The sequence below is a fragment of the Pseudomonas oryzihabitans genome (genome assembly GCF_007665395.1).
Taxonomy (GTDB): domain Bacteria; phylum Pseudomonadota; class Gammaproteobacteria; order Pseudomonadales; family Pseudomonadaceae; genus Chryseomonas; species Chryseomonas psychrotolerans_C.
In genome coordinates, this window is the sequence record NZ_VDND01000002.1 from 195865 (window position 1) to 222044 (window position 26180).

At 66.5% G+C, this 26180-nt stretch carries 21 protein-coding genes; 16 read left to right on the forward strand and 5 right to left on the reverse strand.

Annotation, left to right across the window (positions count from 1 at the left end; all coding sequences use genetic code 11):
* Positions 1-62: 62 nt before the first annotated feature.
* From dnaE to ispD, 8 genes are all read left to right on the forward strand, one after another.
* Positions 63-3584: a DNA polymerase III subunit alpha gene (gene dnaE / locus FSV73_RS04815; protein WP_145004699.1), complete on the forward strand. Its 3522-nt coding sequence runs from the start codon at positions 63-65 to the stop codon at positions 3582-3584.
* A 140-nt stretch (positions 3585-3724) separates the two neighbouring features.
* Positions 3725-4675: an acetyl-CoA carboxylase carboxyltransferase subunit alpha gene (locus FSV73_RS04820; RefSeq protein ID WP_145004701.1), complete on the forward strand. Its 951-nt coding sequence runs from the start codon at positions 3725-3727 to the stop codon at positions 4673-4675.
* Between the two features lie 10 nt (positions 4676-4685).
* Entirely contained in the window at positions 4686-6002 is a 1317-nt protein-coding gene (gene tilS, locus FSV73_RS04825; protein ID WP_145004704.1) for a tRNA lysidine(34) synthetase TilS, read from the forward strand.
* Positions 6003-6144: 142 nt separating this feature from the next.
* Positions 6145-7773, forward strand: a complete 1629-nt coding sequence (locus tag FSV73_RS04830; RefSeq protein WP_145004706.1) for a CTP synthase — start codon at positions 6145-6147, stop codon at positions 7771-7773.
* Between the two features lie 2 nt (positions 7774-7775).
* A complete protein-coding gene (gene kdsA, locus FSV73_RS04835; protein WP_145004709.1) occupies positions 7776-8624 on the forward strand; it encodes a 3-deoxy-8-phosphooctulonate synthase in 849 nt (282 codons plus the stop codon).
* A 79-nt stretch (positions 8625-8703) separates the two neighbouring features.
* Complete coding sequence (gene eno, locus FSV73_RS04840; RefSeq protein WP_145004712.1) at positions 8704-9993, forward strand: phosphopyruvate hydratase; 1290 nt, start codon at positions 8704-8706, stop codon at positions 9991-9993.
* Positions 9994-10159: 166 nt separating this feature from the next.
* Positions 10160-10438 carry a septum formation initiator family protein gene (locus FSV73_RS04845; RefSeq protein ID WP_145004715.1) on the forward strand — a complete coding sequence of 93 codons (279 nt, stop codon included), beginning with the start codon at positions 10160-10162 and terminating at the stop codon, positions 10436-10438.
* Positions 10439-11164 carry a 2-C-methyl-D-erythritol 4-phosphate cytidylyltransferase gene (gene ispD, locus FSV73_RS04850; protein WP_145004718.1) on the forward strand — a complete coding sequence of 242 codons (726 nt, stop codon included), beginning with the start codon at positions 10439-10441 and terminating at the stop codon, positions 11162-11164.
* 138 nt (positions 11165-11302) lie between these two features.
* On the opposite strand, the gene FSV73_RS04855 is transcribed toward ispD, so the two are convergent.
* Positions 11303-12469 (reverse strand): baeRF3 domain-containing protein, encoded by a 1167-nt coding sequence (locus FSV73_RS04855; protein ID WP_145004721.1) that lies wholly within the window; start codon positions 12467-12469, stop codon positions 11303-11305.
* Positions 12470-12572: 103 nt separating this feature from the next.
* Positions 12573-13478, reverse strand: a complete 906-nt coding sequence (locus FSV73_RS04860) for a LysR substrate-binding domain-containing protein (RefSeq protein WP_145004724.1) — start codon at positions 13476-13478, stop codon at positions 12573-12575.
* Positions 13479-13579: 101 nt separating this feature from the next.
* On the opposite strand from FSV73_RS04860, the gene FSV73_RS04865 reads away from it, so the two are divergent.
* The 8 genes from FSV73_RS04865 to rpoS all read left to right on the forward strand — a co-directional run bounded on the left by FSV73_RS04865 (position 13580) and on the right by rpoS (position 20720).
* On the forward strand, positions 13580-14692 hold the full coding sequence (locus tag FSV73_RS04865; RefSeq protein WP_108581293.1) for an S-(hydroxymethyl)glutathione dehydrogenase/class III alcohol dehydrogenase: 1113 nt from the start codon (positions 13580-13582) through the stop codon (positions 14690-14692).
* Positions 14693-14731: 39 nt separating this feature from the next.
* Complete coding sequence (gene fghA / locus FSV73_RS04870) at positions 14732-15586, forward strand: S-formylglutathione hydrolase (protein ID WP_186309159.1); 855 nt, start codon at positions 14732-14734, stop codon at positions 15584-15586.
* A 66-nt stretch (positions 15587-15652) separates the two neighbouring features.
* Positions 15653-16126, forward strand: a complete 474-nt coding sequence (gene ispF, locus FSV73_RS04875) for a 2-C-methyl-D-erythritol 2,4-cyclodiphosphate synthase (RefSeq protein ID WP_145004730.1) — start codon at positions 15653-15655, stop codon at positions 16124-16126.
* A complete protein-coding gene (truD, locus tag FSV73_RS04880) occupies positions 16123-17181 on the forward strand; it encodes a tRNA pseudouridine(13) synthase TruD (RefSeq protein ID WP_145004733.1) in 1059 nt (352 codons plus the stop codon). Before ispF ends, truD begins: the two co-directional genes overlap by 4 nt.
* The gene (gene surE / locus FSV73_RS04885) at positions 17169-17924 is read left to right on the forward strand and encodes a 5'/3'-nucleotidase SurE (RefSeq protein WP_145004735.1); all 756 of its coding nucleotides are present in this window, start codon (positions 17169-17171) and stop codon (positions 17922-17924) included. Before truD ends, surE begins: the two co-directional genes overlap by 13 nt.
* A gap of 38 nt (positions 17925-17962) precedes the next feature.
* Complete coding sequence (locus FSV73_RS04890; protein ID WP_186309180.1) at positions 17963-18601, forward strand: protein-L-isoaspartate(D-aspartate) O-methyltransferase; 639 nt, start codon at positions 17963-17965, stop codon at positions 18599-18601.
* A 170-nt stretch (positions 18602-18771) separates the two neighbouring features.
* Positions 18772-19617: a peptidoglycan DD-metalloendopeptidase family protein gene (locus tag FSV73_RS04895; protein WP_437179261.1), complete on the forward strand. Its 846-nt coding sequence runs from the start codon at positions 18772-18774 to the stop codon at positions 19615-19617.
* A 110-nt stretch (positions 19618-19727) separates the two neighbouring features.
* A complete protein-coding gene (gene rpoS / locus FSV73_RS04900) occupies positions 19728-20720 on the forward strand; it encodes an RNA polymerase sigma factor RpoS (protein ID WP_145004741.1) in 993 nt (330 codons plus the stop codon).
* Between the two features lie 394 nt (positions 20721-21114).
* Here rpoS and fdxA read toward each other — a convergent pair whose 3' ends face one another.
* The 3 genes from fdxA to FSV73_RS04915 form a co-directional block, all read right to left on the reverse strand.
* Entirely contained in the window at positions 21115-21438 is a 324-nt protein-coding gene (gene fdxA, locus FSV73_RS04905; protein ID WP_058762009.1) for a ferredoxin FdxA, read from the reverse strand.
* Positions 21439-21506: 68 nt separating this feature from the next.
* Positions 21507-24083 (reverse strand): DNA mismatch repair protein MutS, encoded by a 2577-nt coding sequence (mutS, locus tag FSV73_RS04910; RefSeq protein WP_145004744.1) that lies wholly within the window; start codon positions 24081-24083, stop codon positions 21507-21509.
* A gap of 92 nt (positions 24084-24175) precedes the next feature.
* Positions 24176-26125, reverse strand: a complete 1950-nt coding sequence (locus tag FSV73_RS04915) for a hybrid sensor histidine kinase/response regulator (protein ID WP_145004746.1) — start codon at positions 26123-26125, stop codon at positions 24176-24178.
* Positions 26126-26180: the final 55 nt, after the last annotated feature.

The window sequence follows — 26180 nt, forward strand, 5'->3', positions numbered from 1 at the left end:
GTCTGACCCCGCTTCGACTATCCGGTACAATCCCGCGCCTCACGCATCAAGGGGTCTCTACCATGTCCGCATCCTTCGTCCATCTGCGTCTGCACACGGAATACTCCCTGGTCGACGGGATCGTCCGGGTGAAGGGGCTGGTCAAGGCGGCCGAAGCGGCCGGGATGCCGGCGGTCGCGGTGACCGACCAGGGCAACCTCTGTTCGCTGGTGAAGTTCTACAAGGCCGCCATGGGCGCCGGGATCAAGCCCATCGCCGGGGCGGACATCTGGCTCGCCGGGCGCGACAGCGACGCCCCCCTGAGTCGGCTGACCCTGCTGGTGATGAACGCCAAGGGCTATCGCAATCTCACCGAGCTGCTGTCCCGCGGTTTCCAGGAAGGGCAGAGAGACGGTCAGATCGTCATTCAGCGCGACTGGGTGAAAGACGCCAGCGAAGGGCTGATCGCCCTGTCCGGCGCCAAGGAAGGCGAGATCGGCCTGGCGCTGCTCGAAGGCGACCTGGCCCTGGCCGACCAGCTGTTCGAGGAGTGGCAGCAGGTCTTCCAGGAGCGCTTCTACCTGGAGGTCCAGCGCACCGAGCGGGCCGGCGACGAGGAGCATCTGCACGCGGCGGTGGCCCTGGCCGATCGTTGTGGCGGCGCCCTGGTGGCCACCAACGACGTGCGCTTCCTCAAGCCCGAGGATTTCGAGGCCCACGAGACCCGCGTCTGCATCGGCGAAGGCCGTCCGCTGGACGACCCCCGCCGCGAGCGCAAGTACAGCGACCAGCAGTACCTGAAGTCGGCCGCCGAGATGGCCGAGCTGTTCAGCGACCTGCCCGAGGCGCTGGAAAACACCGTCGAGATCGCCAAGCGCTGCAACATCGAGATCCAGCTGGGCAAGTACTTCCTGCCCAATTTCCCGATTCCCAACGGGATGACCATCAACGACTACCTGCGCCACGTCTCCTTCGAGGGCCTGGAAGAACGACTGGCGGTGCTCTGGCCGCGCGAGACCACGCCCAACTACGAGGAGAAGCGCCAGGAGTACGTCGACCGGCTCAACTTCGAGCTCGACATCATCATCCAGATGGGCTTCCCCGGTTACTTCCTCATCGTGATGGACTTCATCAAGTGGGCGAAGAACAACGGCGTGCCGGTCGGCCCCGGCCGGGGCTCGGGTGCCGGCTCGCTGGTGGCCTATGTGCTGAAGATCACCGACCTCGATCCGCTGGCCTACGACCTGCTGTTCGAGCGCTTCCTCAATCCCGAGCGGATCTCCATGCCCGACTTCGACGTCGACTTCTGCATGGACGGCCGCGACCGGGTGATCGAGTACGTGGCCGACCTCTATGGTCGCGAGGCGGTGAGCCAGATCATCACCTTCGGCACCATGGCGGCCAAGGCGGTGGTGCGCGACGTGGCGCGGGTACAGGGCAAGTCCTATGGCCTGGCCGATCGCCTGTCGAAGATGATCCCCTTCGAAGTGGGCATGACCCTGCAGAAGGCCTATGAGCAGGAAGAGGTGCTGCGCGACTTCCTGGCGACCGACGAGGACGCCAAGGAAATCTGGGACATGGCCCTGAAGCTCGAGGGCATCACCCGGGGTACTGGCAAGCACGCCGGGGGCGTGGTGATCGCGCCGACCAAGCTGACCGACTTCTCGCCCATCGCCTGCGACGAAGACGGCAACGGCCTGGTGACCCAGTTCGACAAGGACGATGTCGAGCAGGCCGGCCTGGTCAAGTTCGACTTCCTCGGTCTGCGTACCCTGACCATCATCAAGTGGGCACTGGAGACCATCAACCGCACGGAAGAGGCGGAAGGGCGCGAACCGCTCAACATCGACTTCATCCCGCTGGACGACAAGCCGACCTACGCCCTGCTGCAGAAGGCCGAGACCACCGCCGTCTTCCAGCTGGAATCCCGCGGCATGAAGGAGCTGATCAAGAAGCTCAAGCCGGACTGCCTGGAAGACCTCATCGCCCTGGTGGCGCTGTTCCGCCCCGGTCCGCTGCAATCGGGCATGGTGGACGACTTCATCAACCGCAAGCACGGCCGCGCCGAGCTGGCCTATCCGCACCCGGACTACCAGTACGACGGCCTGCAGCCGGTCCTGGCGCCCACCTACGGCATCATCCTCTACCAGGAACAGGTGATGCAGATCGCCCAGGTCATGGGTGGCTACACCCTCGGCCAGGCGGACATGCTGCGCCGCGCCATGGGCAAGAAGAAGCCCGAGGAAATGGCCAAGCAGCGCGGCGGCTTCATCGAGGGTTGCGCCAACAACGGCATCGATGCGGAGCTGGCAGGCAACATCTTCGACCTGGTGGAGAAGTTCGCCGGTTACGGCTTCAACAAGTCGCACTCGGCCGCCTATGGACTGGTGTCCTACCAGACCGCCTGGCTGAAGACCCACTATCCGGCGCCCTTCATGGCGGCGGTGCTGTCGGCGGACATGCACAACACCGACAAGGTGGTGATCCTCATCGAGGAATGCCGCCACATGAAGTTGCGCATCGATACGCCGGACGTGAACATTTCCGAGTTCAAGTTCACCGTCAACGACGGCGGGCGCATCGTCTACGGCCTGGGCGCCATCAAGGGCGTCGGCGAGGGGCCGGTGGAGGCCATCGTCGAGGCGCGGGCGGAGGGGCCGTTCAAGGATCTCTTCGATTTCTGCGCCCGGGTCGACCTCAAGCGCATCAACAAGCGCACCCTGGAAGCCCTGATCCGCTCCGGTGCCCTGGATCGCCTGGGGCCGCATTACCACGACGAGCTCAAGGCCTACCAGGCGACCATCGACCAGAATCGCGCCGTGCTGCTGGCCGCCATGGAAGAGGCCATCGCCTCGGCCGAGCAGACGGCTCGCAGCCACAACAGCGGCCACGTCGACCTTTTCGGCGGGGTCTTCGCCGAGCCCGAGGCGGACGTCTACGCCAACCACCGCCGCGCCCGGGAGCTCAACCTCAAGGAACGCCTGCGTGGCGAGAAGGAAACCCTGGGGCTGTACCTGACCGGTCACCCCATCGAGGAATACGAAGGCGAGGTGCGCCGCCTGGCGCGCCAGCGCATCGTCGACCTCAAGCCGTCGCGCGAGACCCAGACCGTGGCCGGGCTGATCGTCAACCTGCGGGTGATGAAGAACAAGCGCGGCGACAAGATGGGCTTCGTCACCCTGGACGATCGCTCCGGGCGCATCGAGGCCTCGCTGTTCGCCGAGGCCTTCAACGCCGCCCAGGCCCTGTTGCAGACCGATGCCCTGGTGATCGTGGAGGGCGAGGTCAGCCAGGACGACTTCTCCGGTGGTCTACGCCTGCGTGCCAAGCGGGTGCTGGGGCTGGAGGAGGCCCGTACCGCCCTGGCGGAAAGCCTGAGGATCGCCGTGCGCAGCGAGGCCCTGGCCGGCGACCGGCTGCGCTGGCTGGGCGAACTCTGCGGTCGCCACCGCGGCGCCTGCCCGGTCACCATCGACTATCAGGGCCCCAGCGCACGGGCGTTGTTGCAGTTCGGCGAACAGTACCGGATCGACCCGGCCGATGGCTTGATTCAAACCCTGCGTGACCAGTTCGGCAGGGAGAACGTCTTTCTCAACTATCGTTAAGTCCGAGCGCCTCGTGCGCTCCGTCCCAACCCCCGCCAGCGGTGGGTGCCGGTGACGCGGCAGGAGTCTCGACCTGTCCCGTCCGATCCCTTAAGGTAGGCGCCCCGGCCCTTGGCTCTAGATTGCACTAACGGATGCCCATGAACCCGAACTATCTCGATTTCGAACAGCCTATCGCCGATCTCCAGGCCAAGATCGAAGAACTTCGACTGGTCGGTAACGACAATGCGCTGAACATCAGTGACGAGATCGCCCGGTTGCAGGAGAAGAGCCAGGCGCTCACCAAGAGCATCTTCAGCGACCTGTCCAGCTGGCAGGTCGCCCGCCTGGCGCGGCATCCGCTGCGGCCCTATACCCTCGACTACATCGGCTACCTGTTCAGCGATTTCGAAGAGCTGCACGGTGATCGCCACTTCGCCGACGATCCGGCCATCGTGGGCGGCATCGCCCGCCTGGAAGGTCGTCCGGTGATGATCATCGGTCACCAGAAGGGTCGTGAAGTTCGCGAGAAGGTGCGCCGTAACTTCGGCATGCCGCGTCCGGAAGGCTATCGCAAGGCCTGCCGCCTGATGGAAATGGCCGAGCGCTTCAAGATGCCGATCCTGACCTTCATCGATACCCCCGGCGCCTATCCGGGCATCGATGCCGAGGAGCGTGGCCAGAGCGAGGCCATCGCCTGGAACCTGCGCGTCATGGCGCGGCTGAAGACCCCCATCATCGCCACCGTGATCGGCGAGGGTGGTTCCGGTGGCGCCCTGGCCATCGGGGTCTGCGACCAACTGAACATGCTGCAGCACTCCACCTACTCGGTGATCTCGCCGGAGGGCTGCGCCTCCATCCTGTGGAAGACCGCCGAGAAGGCCCCCGATGCCGCCGAGGCCATGGGCATCACCGCCGAGCGCCTGAAGAGCCTGAACATCGTCGACCAGGTGATCGACGAGCCCCTGGGTGGCGCGCACCGCGATCCCCAGACCATGGCCGCCAGCCTGCGCAGCGCGCTGCTGCAACAACTCGACGACCTCAAGGGCTATGACGTGCCGGCGCTGCTGGAGCGTCGCTACGAGCGCCTGATGAGCTACGGCATCTCCTGATCCCGCCCCCATGAGTCTGCTGGACCGGCTGCAGGCCCGCCTGGCGCGGCAGCCGCCGACCCGCCACTGGCGGGTCGGCTTCTCCGGCGGACTCGACTCCACCGTCCTGCTGCATCTCTTCGTGCAGCTGCGTGAGCGCGGCCTGCTCGCCGACCTGCAGGCGGTCCACGTGCACCATGGCCTGCAGTCGGCCGCCGATGCCTGGGTCAGCCACTGCGCCGCGGTCTGTGCGGCGTTGGCAGTGCCCCTGGATGTCCACCACGTCCGCCCCGACCAGGCCGCCAGTCTCGAACGCGCTGCCCGCGAGGCGCGCTATGCCGCCTTCGCCCGGGTCCTGCCGGCGGGGGGCTGCCTGCTACTCGGCCAGCATCGTGACGATCAGCTGGAAACGCTGCTGCAGCGTCTGGTGCGCGGCGCCGGGGTTAAGGGACTGGCCGGCATGCCGGGCGAGCGCCCCCTGGCTGCCGGACGTCTCTGGCGACCCTTGCTGGACGAGCCGCGCAGCACCCTGTTGGCCTATGCCGAGGCCGCGGGGCTGGTGTGGATCGAAGATCCCAGCAATGCCGATAGCCAGCTGGATCGCAACTACCTCAGGCACGAGGTGTTGCCACGGCTGAGAAATCGTTGGCCGGGCGTCGACCAGGTCATGGCGCGCAGTGCCGCTCATCTGGCCGAGGCCGAGGTCTTGCTCGGCGAGTTGGCTACCCTCGATCTGCAGCAGGCCCGCGCCGGCGAGCCGGCTTTCGCCTGGCTACCGCTGCCCAGCCTGGCCCTGGCGCCCTTGCGCGCCTTGAGCGAGGCGCGGCAGCGCAATGCCCTGCGCGCCTGGCTGGCGTCCTTGACCCGCCAGCCGGACAGTGCCCACTGGGCCGGTTGGCAGGCACTGCGCGAGGGCGGTGAGGCGAGCGATCCGCGCTGGCAACTGGAAGGCGGCAGCGTGCGTCGCGGGGCGGGGCGAATCTGGTGGGTGCCCGCGAGGTGGTCGGGGGCGCCACAACCCCTGGTCGTCACCGCGCAAGCACCTACCCTGGCACTCCCCGGCAATGGTCGACTGGTCTTCGCCGGGCAGGGCGCCGAAGCCGACTGGCGGATCGCCTATCGTCAGGGCGGCGAACGCCTGGTGGTGCCCGGTCGCGGCACCCGCGATCTGAAGCGCCTGCTCAACGAGCGCGGGGTGCCGCCGTTCCTGCGCGGCCGTTTGCCGCTGCTCTGGCGCGGCGACGAACTGCTGGCGGTGGCCAATCTGCCCGGCCTGGATGGGCTGCCGGGTGGCGGGCGGCTCGAATGGCTGCCCGCAGACGGCATGGGCGGGTTTGAGCTGGGATGACCTTTAGGCTAGACTACGCTCCCGTCTTGTACCGCATTTTCCGCTCGCTCCGAGTGGACGGTGTGCATTGGTCCGGCAGCAGGCCGACCGCTCTCGCTTTCATCGGCGGCTCTCCGCCTCAACGCAGATTCTAGGAATTTTCATGACGCGCTTTATTTTCGTCACGGGCGGTGTTGTTTCTTCTTTGGGGAAAGGCATCGCCTCGGCCTCCTTGGGCGCCATTCTGGAAGCGAGAGGGCTGAAGGTCACCATGCTCAAGCTGGATCCCTACATCAACGTGGATCCCGGCACCATGAGTCCCTTCCAGCACGGCGAGGTGTTCGTCACCCACGACGGCGCCGAGACCGACCTGGACCTGGGGCACTACGAGCGGTTCATCCGCACCACCGTGACCCAGAACAACAACTTCACCACCGGCCGCATCTACATGGACGTGCTGCGCAAGGAGCGGCGCGGCGACTACCTGGGCGCCACCGTGCAGGTGATCCCGCACATCACCGACGAGATCAAGAGACGCATCATCAAGGGCGCCGGCGATGCCGACGTGGCCCTGGTGGAGATCGGCGGCACCGTCGGTGACATCGAGTCGCAGCCCTTCCTCGAAGCCATCCGCCAGCTGCGGGTGGAGATCGGGGCGCGCCGCGCCATGCTGATGCACCTGACCCTGGTGCCCTACATCGCCACCGCCGGCGAGACCAAGACCAAGCCGACCCAGCATTCGGTCAAGGAACTGCGCTCCATCGGCCTGCAACCCGATGTGCTGATCTGCCGTTCCGACCACACCGTCGACAGCTCCTCGCGCCGCAAGATCGCGCTCTTCACCAACGTCGAAGAGCGCGCGGTCATCTCCCTGGAAGACGTCGACACCATCTACCGCATCCCGTCCGTGCTGCATGCCCAGGGCCTGGACGAGTTCGTCGTCGAGCGCTTCGGCCTGGAGTGCAAGCCGGCCGACCTGTCCGAGTGGGACCGGGTGGTGGACGCCAAGCTCAACCCCGAGCGCGAAGTCACCATCGCCATGGTCGGCAAGTACATGGAGCTGCTCGACGCCTACAAGTCGCTGATCGAGGCCATGACCCACGCCGGCATCCAGAGCCGCACCAAGGTCAACCTGCGCTACATCGACTCCGAGCACATCGAGCAGCAGGGCACCCACCTGCTCAAGGGCGTCGATGCCATCCTGGTTCCCGGCGGCTTCGGCCTGCGCGGCGTGGAAGGCAAGATCGCCACCGTGCAGTACGCCCGCGAGAACAAGATCCCCTACCTGGGCATCTGCCTGGGCATGCAGGTGGCGGTCATCGAATTCGCCCGTAACGTGCTGGGTTGGAAGGACGCCAACTCCACCGAATTCGACAAGGCCAGCGGCCACCCGGTGGTCGGTCTGATCACCGAATGGCAGGATTCCACCGGCGCCACCGAGATCCGTACCGAAGGCTCCGACCTGGGCGGCACCATGCGCCTGGGCGCCCAGGAGTGCCAGCTGAGCGACGGCACCCTGGTGCACGATTGCTACGGCCAGGACGTCATCGTCGAGCGCCATCGTCACCGCTACGAGGTCAACAACAACCTGCTGCCGCAGATCCAGGCCGCCGGCCTGAAGATCTCCGGCCGCTCGGGCGACGGCGCCCTGGTGGAAGTGGTGGAGGCCCCGGATCATCCCTGGTTCGTCGCCTGCCAGTTCCACCCGGAGTTCACCTCCACCCCGCGTGACGGCCATCCGCTATTCAGCGGCTTCGTCAACGCTGCCCTGCGTTACGCCAAGAAGGATTGAGCATGACCGTGCAGAAGATCGTCCGCGTCGGCAACATCGAGATCGCCAACGACAAGCCCTTCGTGCTGTTCGGCGGCATGAACGTACTGGAATCCCGCGACCTGGCCATGCAGGTTTGCGAGCAATACGTCAAGGTGACCGAGAAGCTGGGCATCCCCTATGTCTTCAAGGCCAGCTTCGACAAGGCCAACCGCTCCTCCGTGACCAGCTACCGCGGTCCGGGCATGGAAGCCGGCCTGCGCATCTTCGAAGAGCTCAAGGCCACCTTCGGCATGCCGGTGATCACCGACGTCCACGAGCCCTACCAGGCCGCCCCGGTGGCGGCGGTGTGCGACATCATCCAGCTGCCGGCCTTTCTCTCGCGGCAGACCGACCTGGTGGTGGCCATGGCCAAGACCGACGCCGTGATCAACATCAAGAAGGCCCAGTTCCTCGCGCCCCAGGAGATGAAGCACATCCTCGCCAAGTGCGAAGAAGCCGGCAACGACCAGCTGATCCTCTGCGAGCGGGGCTCCTCCTTCGGCTACAACAACCTGGTGGTCGACATGCTCGGCTTCGGCATCATGAAGAGCTTCGGCTACCCGGTGTTCTTCGACGTGACCCATGCCCTGCAGATGCCGGGCGGGCGCGCCGATTCGGCTGGCGGCCGCCGCGCCCAGGTCACCGACCTGGCCAAGGCCGGCATGAGCCAGGGCCTGGCCGGCCTGTTCCTCGAAGCCCATCCGGATCCCGAACACGCCAAGTGCGACGGCCCCTGTGCCCTGCGCCTGGACAAGCTGGAGCCCTTCCTGGCCCAGCTCAAGGAGCTGGACGAGCTGGTGAAGTCGTTCACGCCGATTGAAACTGCCTGAGCAGTCGCTGAACCAAAAGGCCCGCGGGAAGCCGAAGGCTGATCCGTCAATGACCGGTAATATGGAGATCGATACAAAAATGGCTAACATCGTCGACATCAAGGGACGTGAGGTCCTGGATTCCCGCGGCAACCCCACCGTTGAAGCGGACGTGATCCTGGACAATGGTATCGTCGGTCGCGCCACCGCGCCGTCCGGCGCGTCCACCGGTTCGCGCGAGGCCCTGGAGCTGCGCGACGGCGACAAGAGCCGCTACCTGGGCAAGGGCGTGCTGAAGGCCGTGGGCAACATCAACGGTCCGATCCGCGACCTGCTGCTGGGCAAGGATCCTGCCGACCAGAAGGCCCTGGACCGCGCCATGATCGAGCTGGACGGTACCGACAACAAGGCCAAGCTGGGCGCCAACGCCATCCTGGCCGTCTCCCTGGCCGCCGCCAAGGCCGCCGCCGAAGACCAGGACCTGCCGCTCTACGCCCACATCGCCAACCTGAACGGCACCCCCGGTCAGTACTCCATGCCGGTGCCGATGATGAACATCATCAACGGCGGCGAGCATGCCGACAACAACGTCGACATCCAGGAATTCATGGTCCAGCCGGTCGGCGCCAAGAGCTTCGCCGACGCCCTGCGCGTGGGCGCCGAGATCTTCCATCACCTGAAAGCCGTACTCAAGGCCCGTGGCCTGAGCACCTCCGTGGGTGACGAAGGCGGCTTCGCGCCTAACCTGGCCTCCAACGCCGACGCCCTGGCCGCCATCGCCGAAGCCGTACAGAAGGCCGGCTACGAGCTGGGCACCGACGTGACCCTGGCCCTGGACTGCGCTTCCAGCGAGTTCTATAAGGACGGCAAGTACGATCTGTCCGGCGAGGGCAAGGCCTTCGACGCCAACGGTTTCGCCGACTACCTGGCCGGCCTGACCGAGCAGTTCCCGATCATCTCCATCGAAGACGGCATGGACGAGTCCGACTGGGCCGGCTGGAAGGCCCTGACCGACAAGATCGGCAGCAAGGTGCAGCTGGTGGGCGACGACCTGTTCGTCACCAACACCAAGATCCTCAAGGAAGGCATCGAGAAGGGCATCGGTAACTCGATCCTGATCAAGTTCAACCAGATCGGCTCCCTGACCGAGACCCTGGAAGCCATCCAGATGGCCAAGGCCGCCGGCTACACCGCGGTGATCTCCCACCGCAGCGGCGAGACCGAGGACTCCACCATCGCCGACCTTGCCGTGGGTACCGCCGCCGGTCAGATCAAGACCGGTTCGCTGTGCCGTTCCGACCGCGTCTCCAAGTACAACCAGCTGCTGCGCATCGAAGAGCAACTGGGTGCCAAGGCGCCTTACCGCGGTCGCGCCGAGTTCCGTAGCTAAGGGCTATGCGAACGCGGAGGTGGCGATCCAGGTCGCCGCCTCCTCAGTCGTCTGACCAAACACAGGATAGATGCCCAGTTTACAAGCGTAGAGCCGGGCTTCTATCCTGTTTTCGTTTTTGCCGCCGTCCCTTGTGGCATCCGCCGTCCGCGAATCCGTACCGTCCATGCGAAGTCCCTACTGGCTGTTTCCCTTCCTGCTCCTGCTGCTCGGCGGTCTCCAGTATCGCCTGTGGGTGGGTGATGGCAGCTTCGCCCAGGTGCGCGACCTCAAGCAGCAGATCGCCGACCAGAATGGCGAGAACACGCGGCTGCTGGAGCGCAACGAGATCCTCGAAGCCGAGGTCGCCGAGCTCAAGAAGGGCATGGAGACCGTCGAGGAGCGTGCCCGCCACGAACTCGGCATGGTCAAACAGGGCGAAACCCTCTTTCTGCAATCGAAATAGATGACTCCTGCACCTTCGTTCTGGGCCGTCCTGCCGGCCGCGGGCGTTGGTTCGCGCATGCGCGCGGATCGCCCCAAGCAGTACCTCGAATTGGCCGGTTGTAGCGTCATCGAGCACACCCTGGCGGCTTTCCTTGAGCATCCCGGTACCCTGGGTATCGTGGTGGCGCTGGCCAACGACGATCCCTGGTGGCCCCAGTTGCCCCTCGCCCAGGACGCGCGCATTCGCTGCGCCGAAGGCGGCGCCGAACGCGCCAGCTCGGTACTGTCGGCGCTGTTGCTGCTGAGCGCCCAAGGCGTGGCGGACGACGCCTGGGTGCTGGTGCACGATGCCGCGCGGCCCAACCTGCAGCGCAGCGATATCGATCACCTCCTGGCCTGCCTGGCGGACGATGACATAGGCGGCCTGCTCGGCGTGCCGGTGCGCGATACCCTCAAGCGCGCCGGTGCCGATGGCCGGATCGCCGCGACCCTGGATCGCAGCCTGGTCTGGCAGGCCTATACGCCGCAGATGTTCCGTCTGGGGCCGCTGAGTCGGGCCCTAGCCGATGCCTTGGCCGCCGGTGTCGCCGTGACCGACGAGGCCTCGGCCATGGAATGGGCGGGCCTGGCACCGCGCCTGGTGGAGGGCCGGCCGGACAATCTCAAGATCACCCGGCCGGAAGACCTGGAATGGCTGCGCCGCAGCTGGCAGCTCGATGCCTTGGCGGACACTCCAGCCTCCTAGGCTTGTTTGAAAAGTCGCGGAGCGAAGGCCAGGCAAGGCGAAAATTAGCGAGGAAGCGGAGTTTACAAATGGTAAATGAGCATTCCGAGCTGATTTTCAACGCAGCATGGGCGAGCGCAGGCACTTTTCAGGCAGAGCCTAGAATCTATAGATGGCTGCGGCGCCAGTCTTCCCCGGCATCCGCTCGCGCGGCAGCACCAGTACCTGGCCACCCTGTTGCAGGGTCTGCAGGCTGAGTTCGTCCAAGAGGTCCTCGGTGTTCGCGCCGGCCGGGTCGGAAGGCACCAGCAAGCGGCGATCGACGTCCAGGTGGCCGGGAATGCACCGCTCTGCCTCCACCAGCAGGGTGTCGACCCGGGCATCCAGCACGGCGCCACCGATGTCTTCCAGCCGATCCGAGGCCAGGCCCTGGCCCTGGCGTTGGGCATAGGTGTCCAGCAACTCGGTCAGATGACCATCCAGGTGCGGCGCCATGACCGCCCAGGCCTTCTGCCTCAGGGTTTCATTGTCGAGGGGACCCGGATCGCCCGCGAGTCCTTCGGCCAGTAGCAGGGGGTTGTTGCTGATCCGGCGAAAGACCGCCTGGTGCTCCGGCAGGGCGGCGAGTAGCAGGGGCAGCTTGCTCGGCTGCGAGTGCTCGCGGGTGAGGGCACGATCCAGGGCGAGGAAATAGCGTTCGCGATCGACGTTCTGTTCGTCATGTTTGCTGATGCCGCCGGCATTGTGCTGCATGGCGTCGCCGCGCTCGCTGGCCCGGCCGAAGCCCTGGGGCAGGCCGCGCTGGTTGCCTTCGGTCAGGTCGGTACCCAGGGCCTCTTCCAGGGTCCGGGGCACGCCTTCGGCCAATTCGATCTCCACCAGGTTGTCGCGGCTGCCTTCGAACAGGCGGGCATGGTCGCGGGACAGGCACAGCACCTGGTAGCGGCCGGTGCCCTGGGCGAGTTGCAGGAGTGGCTGGAGGTGGAAATGGTGGTTGACCATCGCCGTCTCCGGCACGCCGCCAGCCACCTTGAGCAGGTGGAAATGGTCGCGGTCGCGCAGAATGATCAGCCCACCGCGTGGGTGATGCCAGAAGTCGGCGTCATCGATCAGGGCGGTCAAGGGCGCGAGCAGGGCGGTGGTATCGGCGTCGGGGAAGCGCTGGCGTACCTCGGCTTCGACGCTGCGCAGCAGATTCTTGAAACGGATGACGTTCTGCTCGCGCTGCGGGAAGGCGCGCTCGGTGGGCAGATAGAGCGACAGGCAGGGCGGGACCGCCGCCTTCATCCAGGTGGCGAGTGCGTGATGATCGAGGGTGTCGTTCATGGGACCTCCGGCTGCGAGAGACGCCGCGGCGCCAGGAGGGCGGTATGCGGCGATCGTTATCCCTTTCGAAGAGCGGCCGAAAGACCCGGTTCCTCCGCTGCGCTCAGCTTCCGGATGGGTGGCGGCCGCCCGGGCGTGGCGTGCTCAACCCCTGTTTGAGGTGCTCCACCAGCAGACGGATCTTCGGCGAGAGGAAGCGCCGCTGTGGATAGAGGGCCCAGACCGCGCTGTTGGGTGGCTGGCGATTGTCCAGCAGGGCGCGCAGTTCGCCACGGGCCAGGTGCGGTAGCACGTAGTAGTCCGGCAACTGGCACAGGCCGAAGCCGCGCAGGGCGGCGTCGAGGACGGCCTGGCCGCTGTTGCAGCGCCAGACGCCCTGGACGCGATGGAGGACCTCGCGTTCGTTTTCGCGAAAGCTCCAGATATCGCTGGTGCCGACCAGGCAGCGATGGCGACTCAGTTCGGACAGGGTATGGGGCGCGCCGAAGCGCTCCAGATAGCTCGGCGCGGCGCACAGGTAGAGCTCCCGTGGTGCCAGCCGGGTCGCCACCAGGCGCGAGTCGGCCAGGCGCCCCAGGCGGATGGCCAGGTCGTAGCCTTCGTGCAACAGGTCGACGGTGCGGTTGGTCAGGTCCAGTTCCAGGCTCACCTCGGGATGACGGGCGAGGAAGTCGTTGACCAGGGGCACGACGAAACGCTCGCCATAGGTGACGGCGCAGGTCATGCGGATCAGCCCCTTGGGCTGGCTGGAGAGATCGCTCACCTCGCGTAGGGCCTCGTCGCGGGCCTCCTGCAGCCGGCGGCAGTGCTGCAGGAAGGTATGGCCGGCTTCGGTGAGGGCCACGCTGCGGGTGCTGCGATAGAGCAGCCGCGCCTGCAGGCGCTCTTCCAGCTTCGCCACCTGACGACTGACGTGGGAGGTAGACGTCCCCAGGCGATCGGCGGCCTGGCCGAAGTGCAGGGTACTCGCCACGGCGACGAATTCGTCGATACCCTCCCAGCCCATGATTGTTTCCCTATGGCAAAAATGAATTCCAGTATGCCCGATTGTTCCAGGAGATCAGGCGTCTAAACTGATCCCCTTCGTTTTTCGCCCTCCTGGAGTCGACCATGATCAAGTCCCGCGCTGCCGTAGCCTTCGCGCCCAATGAGCCCCTGAAGATCGTCGAGGTGGACGTCGAGCCGCCCAAGGCTGGCGAGGTGCTCATCCGCATCGTCGCCACCGGCGTCTGCCACACCGATGCCTACACCCTGTCCGGCCAGGACTCGGAAGGGGTCTTTCCCTGCATCCTCGGTCACGAGGGCGGTGGCATCGTCGAGGCGGTGGGCGAGGGCGTGACCTCGGTCGCCGTGGGTGATCACGTGATCCCGCTGTACACCGCCGAATGCGGCCAGTGCAAATTCTGCAAATCCGGCAAGACCAACCTGTGCAGCTCGGTGCGCGCCACCCAGGGCAAGGGCCTGATGCCGGACGGCACCACCCGTTTCTCCTACAACGGCGAGCCGATCTACCACTACATGGGCTGCTCCACCTTCTCCGAATACACGGTGCTGCCGGAGGTCTCGGTGGCCAAGATTCCCCAGGAGGCACCGCTGGAGAAGGTCTGCCTGCTGGGTTGCGGCGTCACCACCGGCATCGGCGCCGTGCTCAACACCGCCAAGGTGGAAGAGGGCGCCACCGTCGCCGTCTTCGGCCTGGGCGGCATTGGCCTGGCGGCCATCATCGGCGCCAAGATGGCCAAGGCCAGCCGCATCATCGCCATCGACATCAACCCGTCCAAGTTCGACATCGCCCGTGAGCTGGGCGCCACCGACTTCATCAATCCCAAGGATCACCAGAAGCCGATCCAGGAAGTGGTCGTCGAGCTGACCGACGGCGGCGTCGACTACAGCTTCGAGTGCGTCGGTAACGTCAACCTGATGCGCGCGGCCCTCGAGTGCTGCCACAAGGGTTGGGGCGAGTCGGTGATCATCGGCGTGGCCGGTGCCGGCCAGGAGATCAGCACCCGCCCGTTCCAGCTGGTGACCGGGCGCGTCTGGCGCGGCAGCGCCTTCGGCGGCGTCAAGGGCCGCAGCGAACTGCCCGGCTACGTGCGCAAGGCGCAGAGCGGCGAGATTCCGCTGGACACCTTCATCACCCACACCATGGGCCTGGAGCAGATCAACGAAGCCTTCGAGCTGATGCACGAAGGCAAGAGCATCCGCACCGTCGTCCATTACTGATTGCCAGACGGGCGCCCAGGGGCGCCCCCTGTCCGGGAGATGACCATGAGTCTCGAACTGCTCTCCAGCAACAAGAGTTTCGGCGGTTGGCACAAGCGCTATCGCCATCGCGCCCGCAGTCTCGACTGCGACATGACCTTCGCCGTCTACCTGCCGCCCCAGGCGGAGGCGCGCAGCGATCTGCCGGTGCTCTACTGGCTGTCGGGCCTGACCTGCACCGATGAGAACTTCATGCAGAAGGCCGGCGCCCAGCGCCTGGCCGCCGAGCTGGGCCTGGTGCTGGTGGCGCCGGACACCAGTCCGCGCGGCGAAGGCGTACCGGACGATTCCGAGAAGGCCTGGGATTTCGGCCTGGGGGCGGGTTTCTACGTCAATGCCACCCAGCAGCCCTGGGCCAAGCACTACCGCATGCACGACTATGTGGTGGAAGAACTGCCGGCGCTGATCGAGGCCAACTTCCCTGTCTCGGATCGCCGTGGCGTCAGCGGTCACTCCATGGGCGGCCATGGCGCCCTGATCTGTGCCCTGCGCCATCCGGGGCGCTATCGCTCGGTGTCGGCCTTCTCGCCCATCGTCAATCCGCTGGATTGCCCCTGGGGGCACAAGGCGTTTTCGAATTACCTGGGCGAAGACCGTAGCAGCTGGGCCGAGTGGGATGCCTGTGCACTGCTGGAGCAGGCCGAGGAGCGGCTGCCGCTGCTGGTCGACCAGGGCGAACAGGACAGCTTCCTCTCCGAGCAGCTCAAGCCCCAGGCGCTGCAGCGGGCGGCGGAAGCCGCGGGGCATCCGCTGGAACTGCGCCTGCAGCCGGGTTACGACCACAGCTATTTCTTCGTCGCCAGCTTCATCGACGATCATCTGCGGCATCATGCGGCGGCCCTGTCGACCCCGTGAGGGCGACGGGAGCCGTTGCCAGCCGGTAGAATCGACGCCCTGTCATTTTCCAGGGCGTCTTTCTTCATGCGCATAGGTCACGGTTTCGACGTTCACGCCTTTGGCGAGGGCGACTTCATCACCCTCGGCGGCATTCGCATCCCCCATCATCGCGGCCTGCTCGCCCACTCCGATGGCGACGTGCTGCTGCACGCCCTGGCCGATGCCCTGCTGGGCGCCGCGGCGCTGGGCGACATCGGCAAGCACTTCCCTGACACCGATCCGCGCTTCAAGGGCGCCGACAGCCGGGTGCTGCTGCGCCATGTGGTCGGCCTGGTCCGGGAGCAGGGCTGGCAGGTGGGTAACGTCGACGGCACCATCGCCGCCCAGGCGCCGAAGATGGCGCCGCACATCGAGGCCATGCGCCAGGCCATCGCCGAAGACCTGCAGGTCGAGCTGGGCCAGGTGAACGTCAAGGCCACCACCACCGAGCGGCTGGGCTTCGTCGGGCGCGAGGAAGGCATCGCCGTGCACGCCGTGGCCCTGCTGCTGCCGCTATGAACGAAGACCAGCTGCTCGGGCCGCGTGCCCATGGCGAACCCTGCGGCCAGGCGATCCTCAAGGCCAGTGCCGAAGACTTCCAGGTGGACGAGGTACTGGACATCCCGCTCAGTGGCGATGGCGAGCATCTCTGGCTGTGGGTCGAGAAGCGCGGCCTCAATACCGAGGAGGCCGTGCGCCGGCTGGCCCGGGCCGCTGGCGTACCGCAACGGGCCATCAGCTATGCCGGTCTCAAGGATCGCCAGGCATTGACCCGCCAGTGGTTCAGCCTGCACCTGCCCGGCAAGGCCGATCCGGATCTCGCGGCTGCCTGTGACGAGACGCTGGTGATCCTCCAGCAGGGCCGGCACCGCCGCAAGCTGCAGCGCGGCGCCCATGCCGCCAACGGCTTTCGCCTGCGCCTGACCGGGCTGCAGGCCGATCCCGCGGCGCTGGAGGCCCGGCTGCAGGCCATTGTCGCCCAGGGCGTGCCCAATTATTTCGGGCCGCAGCGCTTCGGCTTCCAGGGTGGCAACCTCGCCGATGCCCGGGCCTGCGCCCAGGAGCAGCGCCTGCCCGAGCAGCGCAACCGCCGTTCGCGGACCCTGTCCGCCGCGCGCAGCTGGTTGTTCAACCAGGTGCTGGCCCGCCGCGTCGCCGACGGTTCCTGGAGTCGCGCGCACGCGGGCGACCTGCTGGCCTTCACCGACAGCCGCAGCCACTTCCCGGCGACCGCCGCCGATCTGGCCGATCCGCGCCTGGCGGCGCTGGATCTGCACCCCACCGGCCCCCTGTGGGGCCAGGGCGAGTCTCCTGTGCAAGGCCCTGCCGCGGCCCTCGAAGCGGGCGTCGCCAGTGCCGCCGGAGAGCTGCCCGCCTGGCTGGCCGGTGCCGGCCTCTCGCATGAACGGCGCATCCTGCGCCTCCCCATCGGCGGCCTGACGTGGCATTATCCCGCTCCTGACATTCTGCAACTCGAATTCGTCCTGCCGGCCGGCTGTTTCGCCACCGCAGTGGTTCGCGAGCTGGTAACGCTTGGCGAGGCAGGGCAGACGGAACATCCATGCGACTTCTGATCGCCAACGACGATGGGGTGCTGGCCCCCGGTATCGCCGCGCTGCATGCCGCGCTCGCCGCCCGTGCGGACTACGAGTGCCAGGTGGTCGCGCCGCTCTATGACATGAGCGGCGTGAGCAGTGCCCTGACGCTGGACCGGCCCTTGCACCCCCAGCGCCTGCCCAACGGCTTCCTGGGCGTCAACGGCACGCCCACCGATTGCGTCCACCTCGGTCTCAATGGGCTGCTGGAGCAGACTCCGGACATGGTGGTGGCCGGTATCAACCTGGGTGCCAATCTGGGCGACGACGTCCTCTACTCCGGCACCGTGGCCGCGGCCATGGAAGGGCGCTTCCTCGCGCGCCCGGCGCTGGCCTTTTCGCTGGTCTCGCGCAGCGCCGACAACATGGCGGTGGCGGCCGAGATCGCCGCCCGCATCGTCGCCTTGCACGAGAGCCTCGACCTGCCGCCGCGCACCGTGCTCAACGTCAATATCCCGGATCTGCCGCTGGCGCAGATCAAGGGTCTGCAGCTGACCCGCCTGGGTCACCGCGCCCAGGCCAAGCCGCCGGTGCGCGAGGTCAATCCGCGTGGCAAGGCCGGCTACTGGATCTCGGTTTCCGGCGATGCGGTGGATGGCGGACCGGGCACCGACTTCCATGCCGTGCTGGAAGGCTATGTCTCGGTGACGCCGCTGCAGTTCGATCGCACCTTCCGCGAGGGCTTCGCCGGCCTGTCGGCGCTGACGGAGCTGCTGGCATGACTCAGGGGCAAGAGCATATGCAAAGACACGGCATCGGCATGACCTCCCAGCGCACCCGGGAGCGGCTCATCCAGCGCCTCTACGAAGAGGGGCTGTCCAATGCCCAGGTGCTGGAGGTGATCCGCCGTACGCCGCGTCACCTGTTCGTCGACGAGGCCCTGGCCCACCGGGCCTACGAGGACACGGCGCTGCCCATCGGGCATAACCAGACCATCTCCCAGCCCTTCATGGTGGCGCGCATGACCGAGCTGCTGCTCGCCGGCGGGCCGCTGGACAAGGTCATGGAGATCGGCACCGGCTCCGGCTACCAGACCGCCATCCTGGCGCAGACCGTGGAGCGGGTGTTTTCCGTCGAGCGGATCCAGTCGCTGCAGGACAGGGCCAAGGAGCGCCTGCTCGAACTCAATCTGCGCAACGTGGTGTTCCGCTGGGGCGATGGCTGGGAAGGCTGGCCGGCCCTGGCGCCCTACAACGGCATCATCGTCACCGCCGCCGCGCGGGAAGTGCCCCAGGCACTGCTCGACCAACTGGCGCCCGGTGGCCGCCTGGTGATCCCGGTGGGCGTCGACGAAGAGCAGAAGCTGCTGCTGATCGTGCGCGAGGCCGACGGCTTCGTGCGCCATGAACTCAATGCCGTGCGCTTCGTACCGCTGCTCAACGGGCCCCTGGCCCAGTGAGCGACAGGGAACGTTACCCCGGTACCGCGCTCCAAGGCAGCCAGGCGGCTGCGGCCGCTTGAGGCCGGCGGGATGGCCGGACGGTAGATGATCAGACACTGCGGGAGGAACGGGTGAAGGCCCGAGCGCAAGGATTTCCAGGACGAGGGCGTTCAGGCTGGCTGGCGGGCGTGCTCGTGGCCCTGCTGCTGGCGGGTTGCTCGACCAATGGTTCGCGAGCCCCGGTGGTGGACCGCGGCGATGGTCGCAGCAGCGTGCCCCAGGTCACCTCCGGTCAATATCGCGTCAAACGCGGCGATACCCTGTTTTCCATCGCCTCCCGCAATGGCTGGGAGTGGCGCGCCCTGGCGGCGCAGAACGGCCTCAGCGCACCCTATGTGATCCATGTCGGCCAGGTGATCCGCTTCGGCAGCGGCTCCTCCGCGACCGCCAGCAGTTCCAGTCGCATCACCCGGCGTCCGGCCGCGGTCGTGGCCTCCGGTCCGGCGCCGGGCAACCCGGTCGCGACACCGGTGCCGATTCCGCCGCCGGTCACCTCCAACCCGACCGCCGCCACTCCGGTGGTGACGCCGAATCTGCCCGCCGCGCCCCCGCCGACCCCGGTCACTCCCGCCCAGACGCCGACCCGCGACGTGCCCCAATCGGCTGCCGGTTGGGCTTGGCCGACGAAAGGTACCCTCATCAGTCGATTCTCCGCCAGCAGCAGCCTGAACAAGGGAATAGACATCGCCGGCCAGGAAGGACAGCCCGTGATGGCCGCTGCCGATGGCACCGTGGTCTATGCGGGAAATGGTCTACGGGGTTATGGTGAACTGGTTATCGTCAAACACAGCGAAACCTACGTCAGTGCCTACGGTCACAACCGTAGGTTGCTGGTTCGGGAAGGTGAGCGTGTCAAGATAGGGCAGACGATTGCCGAGATGGGTTCGACCGGCACCGACCGGGTCAAGCTCCATTTCGAGATTCGCCGTCAGGGCAAACCGGTGGATCCCTTGCAGTTCCTGCCCAATCGTTGATTCGCTAGGCGCCGACTCGATCCCGCAGTCCTTTGGGGGCGAGTCAAGGCGCATCGGCAACGTATCGATACGCCCTGGCTCGGAGTTCAGACGAGCAAGGGTTACTCAAGATGATCCAGACTAAACAAGAAGCCGAGTTCGATCTCGGCGATGATGTTCTGCTTCTCGATTCCAATCCCTTCGGTGAGGAATCCGCCGACGCGGCGATGACCAAGGCGCTGTCCGGGCGCGGCAACCAAGTCGTCCGTGGGGCCAAGCTGGCCGACTACAGCCGGGCACTCGACGCCACTCAGCTCTATCTCAACGAAATCGGCTTCTCGCCACTGCTCTCACCGGCGGAAGAGGTGCACTTCGCGCGCCTGGCGCAACGTGGCGACCCCGCCGGTCGCAAGCGCATGATCGAGAGCAACCTGCGGCTTGTGGTGAAGATCGCCCGGCGCTACATCAACCGCGGCCTGTCGCTGCTCGATCTGATCGAGGAGGGCAATCTGGGCTTGATCCGCGCCGTCGAGAAATTCGATCCCGAGCGGGGCTTTCGCTTCTCCACCTATGCCACCTGGTGGATCCGGCAGACCATCGAACGGGCGATCATGAATCAGACCCGGACCATTCGCCTGCCGATCCACGTGGTCAAGGAGCTCAATCTGCACCTGCGCGCCGCGCGGGAGCTGACCCAGAAGCTCGACCACGAGCCATCCCCCGAGGAGATCGCCGCCCTGCTGGAAAAACCGGTGGCGGACGTCAAGCGGGTGATGGGGCTGAACGAAAGGATCAGCTCGGTGGACATGGTCCTGGGGCCGGATTCGGACAAGACCCTGCTCGACACCCTGACCGACGACCGTCCCACCGATCCCTGCGAGCTGCTGCAGGATTCGGATCTCAACCAGAGCATCGACCAGTGGTTGCTGGAATTGCCGGAAAAACAGCGTGAGGTGGTGGTGCGCCGCTTCGGCCTGCGCGGGCACGAGGCCAGCACCCTGGAAGAGGTCGGGCAGGAGATCGGCCTGACCCGGGAGCGGGTACGGCAGATCCAGGTCGAAGCGCTCAAGCGGCTCAGAGAGATCTTCGAGCGCAACGGCCTGTCCAGCGACTCCCTTTTCTGAAGAGGCCTGACTGAACGACCGCCAAACGAGCCCGGAATTTTCCGGGCTTTTTTCTGCGTGTGACTGTAAGCCTTAGCTTACAGCGCACGTAAGCAGGAGGCGCGCGAGCCTGCCGGCAAGCATCGCTGGCGCACCTCAAGTCCTTGCCGGGAAAGACTTTTATCTTTCAGCTGCGACCGCGAGACAGGAGAAATGGGCGTAAGGTGGCAGATTGCCATCCAGCGAGAGGAGAGTAGTATCGGCGCTGTGTCTGGGACGACACGGATCGGCAGGATGCGGGTCAGGACACCTCGGGACGAGGTCCACCAGGACGGTGGCAGGACATCAGGGACAAGGACGAAGGGGGCGGAACTATCCGCCCCCTTTTTTATTGCCCGGCTGGTTGCAGCAGGACCTAGCGCTCGAGCTGAGCGAGCTTGCCGGTCTTGCCGTCCCATTCGGCGGCGTCGGGCAGGGCGTCCTTCTTCTCGGTGATGTTCGGCCAGATGTTGGCCAACTCACTGTTGAGTTCGATGAAGGCTTCCTGGCCGGCCGGCACCTCGTCTTCCGAGAAGATCGCCTGGGCCGGGCATTCGGGCTCGCACAGGGCGCAGTCGATGCACTCGTCCGGGTGGATCACCAGGAAGTTGGGGCCTTCGTAGAAGCAGTCCACCGGGCAGACTTCCACGCAGTCGGTATATTTGCATTTGATGCAGTTGTCAGTGACGACGAAGGTCATCTGCTCGTTCTCCTCAGGCTAAGGCGGCGGATTCTAGCAGCATTGCCAGGCCCCTCGTATCCGTTAACTCAGATACGCTTTTTCCATTCGTAGATAAGCTCCAAGGCTTTCCTGGGTGTGATGTCGTCTGGCTGCAGGCGTTCCAGTTCCTCGATGAGAGGATGGGCGGCGCTGGCGAACAGATCGGCCTGCAGCGGGCGGTCCTTGGCTGGCGCGCTCACCGGCAGCGGCGTACCCACCTCACCGTTGAAACTGGCCGCTTCCAGGCGGGCGAGGTGCTCGCGGGCGCGCAGGATGACGTCCTCGGGCACGCCGGCCAGTTGCGCCACCGCCAGGCCGTAGCTCTGGCTGGCCGGGCCGGGCAGCACATGGTGCAGGAAGACGATGCGGTCGTTGTGCTCGGTGGCGTTGAGGTGGACGTTGGCCACGCTCGGCTGGCCGTCGGGGAGGACGGTCAGCTCGAAGTAGTGGGTGGCAAACAGCGTCCAGGCGCGCAGTCGCGCCAGCTGCTCGGCGGCGGCCCAGGCCAGCGACAGGCCGTCGAAGGTGCTGGTGCCGCGGCCGACCTCGTCCATCAGCACCAGGCTGTGTTCGCTGGCGTTGTGCAGGATGTTGGCGGTCTCGCTCATCTCCACCATGAAGGTGGAGCGGCCACCGGCCAGGTCGTCGCTGGAGCCGATGCGGGTGAAGATGCGATCCACCAGGGACAGTTCGCAACTGGCTGCCGGGACGAAGCTGCCGACGTGGGCGAGGAGCACGATCAGCGCGGTTTGGCGCATGTAGGTGGACTTACCGCCCATGTTCGGGCCGGTGATCACCAGCATGCGGGTGTCATTGTCGAGGGTGACGTCGTTGGCAACGAAGGGTGTCTCCAGCACCTGCTCCACCACCGGATGGCGGCCCTGGCCGATCTTCAGGTAGGGTTCCGCGACGAAGCGCGGCTTGTTCAGGTCGAGGTTGAGCGCCCGTTCGGCGAAGTTGGCCAGCACGTCCAGCTCGGCCAGGGCGGCGGCGCTGTCCTGCAATGGCGCCAGGTGGCCGATGAGTTCGTCGAGCAGGGTTTCGTAGAGCGCCTTCTCCCGTGCCAGGGCGCGGCTCTGGGCCGACAGCGCCTTGTCTTCGAAGGCCTTGAGCTCCGGGGTGATGAAGCGCTCGGCGCCCTTGAGGGTCTGGCGGCGGATATAGTCGGCCGGAGCGGACTCGGCCTGCCGGCTGGGGATCTCGATGAAGTAGCCGTGCACGCGGTTGTAGCCGACCTTGAGGCCCTGCAGGCCGGTGCGGGCCTTTTCGCGGGCTTCCAGGTCCATGAGGAACTGGCCGGCGTTCTCGCTGAGGGTCTGCAACTCGTCGAGCTCGGCATCGTAGCCGCGCTTGATGACGCCCCCGTCGCGGATCACCGCCGGCGGGTTGTCGATGATGGCGCGGGCGAGGGTGGCGGCCAGCTCCGGATAGGTCTGGATGCTCCGGGCGAGATCGAGCAGGTGCGGGGCGATCATCTGCGTCAGCCCTTCCTGCAGCGCCGGCAGGGCCGCGAGGGCATCACGCAGGCGGGCGAGGTCGCGTGGGCGGGCGTTGCGCAGGCCGATGCGGGCGAGGATGCGCTCCAGGTCGCCGATGTCCTTGAGTTGCGGCTGCAGCGTCTCGAAGCGATAGCTTTCCAGCAGGCAGGTGATGGCGTCCTGACGCGCTTCGATGATGGCACGATTGCGCAGGGGACGATTCAGCCAGCGGGTCAGCAGGCGGCTGCCCATGGCGGTCTGGCAGCGGTCGACCACCGATTGCAGGGTGTTGTCGCGCCCGCCGGCCAGGTTGACGTCCAATTCCAGGTTGCGGCGGCTGGCGCCGTCGAGGATGACGGTGTCGTCCAGGCGCTCGTGCCTGAGGCTGCGCAGGTGCGGCAGGGCGGTGCGCTGGGTTTCCTTGGCGTAGGCCAGCAGGCAGCCGGCGGCGCCGATGGCCAGGCCCAGCTTGTCGCAGCCGAAGCCCTTGAGGTCGCCAGTGCCGAATTGCTGGCAGAGGCTCTTCAGCGCCGAATCGCAATCGAAGTCCCAGGGCGCCCGGCGGCGCACGCCGCGGCGTTTCTCGGCCGGCAACCCGGCGGGCCAGTCGTCGGGGATCAGCAACTCGGCGGGGTTGAGGCGTTCCAGTTCCGCCAGCAGGGTCTCCCAGCCGGCCAGTTCCTGCACGGTGAAGCGGCCGCTGGCGATGTCCAGCACGGCCAGGCCGAACAGGCGCTCGTCGCCCAGCACGGCGGTCAGCAGGTTGTCGCGGCGCTCGTCGAGCAGGGCCTCGTCGCTGACGGTGCCGGGGGTGATGATGCGTACCACCTGGCGCTCCACCGGGCCCTTGCTGGTGGCCGGATCGCCGATCTGCTCGCAGATCACCACCGACTCGCCGAGCTTGACCAGCTTGGCCAGGTAGCCTTCGGCGGAGTGGAAGGGGATGCCGGCCATGGGGATGGACTTGCCGGCCGAGGCGCCGCGGGCGGTCAGGGTGATGTCGAGCAACTTGGCCGCGCGCCGGGCGTCGTCGTAGAACAACTCGTAGAAATCGCCCATGCGATAGAACAGCAGTTGCTCGGGATGCTGATGCTTAATTTTCAAATACTGCTGCATCATGGGCGTGTGCGCGGAGAGGTCGCTCATGCGGGTGTTTCGATCCGGTTGCGGTGGGCTAGCCGCGTATTCTCCAACAACTCGCGGCGTTTGTCGGCCCCGCTCGGTTCACCGGGACGGCTTCAGGCCTCCGGCCGTGGTTCGCGACCGTCCAGCAGCAGATCGATCTGGCTCATGAGCCGTTCCAGGGTGAACGGCTTGGGCAGCACGCTCACGCCCGGCGGCGGCAGGGACTCGCCGGGCAGGCTGGCGTCGGCGTAGCCGGTGATCAACAGGGTCATCAGGCCGGGGCGGCGTTCGCGGGCGAGGGCGGCGAGCTGGCAGCCGCTCAGGCCGCCCGGCAGGCCGACGTCGGCGATCAGCAGGTCCAGCGGCGTGTCGGACTCCAGCACCCGCAGCGCCGTGGCGGCATCCGCCGCCTCCAGGGTACGGATGTGATGTTCGCGCAGGGCCTCGTCCACCAGGGCCCGCACCATGGGTTCGTCGTCCACCACCAGCACCGTCATGCCCCTTGGATAGCGTGACGTCCCGACGCGCGGCGTTTCCACCGGCGGCGAGGCTTCCTCCACCAGGCGTGGCAGATAGAGGGTGACGGTGGTCCCCACCCCCTCCGCCGAGGCGATATGGGCGACGCCGCCGGATTGCTTGGCGAAACCATAGATCATCGACAGGCCGAGACCGGTGCCCATGCCCACCGGCTTGGTGGTGAAGAAGGGATCGAAGGCCCGCGCCAGTACCTCGGGCGGCATCCCGGAGCCGGTATCGAGCACCGCCAGGGTGACATAGTCGCCGGGGGGCAGTTCCAAGGCGGTCGCCTGGTCCCGGGTCAGGCGGCGATTGGCGGTGACGATGCGCAGCACGCCGCCCTCGGGCATGGCATCGCGCGCATTGATGCACAGGTTGAGCAGGGCGTTCTCCAGCTGGTGGGGATCGCACAGGGTCAGGTGCAGCGCCTCGGCGAGTTCGATATGGATCTGCACCTGGGGACCCACCGAACGCCGAATCAGCTCTTCCATCCCCAGCACCAGGTCGTTGGTGCGGGTAGCGCTGGGATCCAGCGCCTGGCGGCGGGAAAAGGCCAGCAGCCGATGGGTCAGGGCGGCGGCGCGCTCGGCGGCACCCTTGGCGGCGCTGGCGTAGCGTTCGAGATCGGCGACGCGGCCCTGGCCGAGGCGCAGGGTGAGCATGTCCAGGCTGCCGATCACCCCGGTGAGCAGGTTGTTGAAGTCATGGGCGATGCCCCCGGTGAGCTGGCCCACGGCTTCCATCTTCTGGCTCTGGCGCAACTGCTCCTCGGCCTGTTGCAGGGCTTCCTGCTGCTCGCGAATGGCGGTGACTTCGCGAACCGCCGAATAGATGAGGCCCTCCTGCAGGACCGAATTCCACGACAGCCAGCGATAGCCGCCGTCGCGATGGCGGTAGCGGTTCTCGAAGCCGAACACCGGCTCGCCGTCCTTCAACCGCGCCACGGCCGCCTCGGTGGCCGCGCGATCCTCGACGTGGACGAAGGCCATGAAGGGCTCGTGGCGCAGCTGTTCCTCGGTCCAGCCCAGGGTGCCGGTCCAGGCCGGGTTGAGATCCAGCAACTGGCCTTCCGGGGTCGCCGTGCAGAGCAGGTCGGGACTGGCCCGCCAGATCAGATCACGCTGGCGGGTGCGCAGGGTCACCTGTTCGCCGAGGTTGCCCGCGAAGCGATAGAGGGATTCCAGGCTGCGCCGCTGGGCTACGCAGACCAGCGCCATGATGACGTTGACCAGCACGAACAGCGCATGGGATACCCAGCGTTCGGAAAACAGCGCGAAGTAGGCCGGGGCCTTGACGAACAGCGTCTCGGCCAGCAGCACCGAGAGGAGGGTGGCCAGCAACCCGGGCCCCAGGCCGAACCAGAAGGCGGCGGCCATGATGAAGGGGATGAACAGCAGGTAGGGCAGGCTGTCGATCCCGAGGCTCAGCCGGATTCCGGCGGCGATGCCGATCAGCAGGGTGGCACCCAGGTAGCGCAGGGGTGCGGGAGCGTCCCGCGGGGCCAGCTTCAGCAGCCGGGCGAGCAGGGTATGGGTAGCGATGGGCACTGAAGCTGGACCTCGGGACGCTGGTCAGTGGCGGGACCTGCCGGCGGCAGGGCCA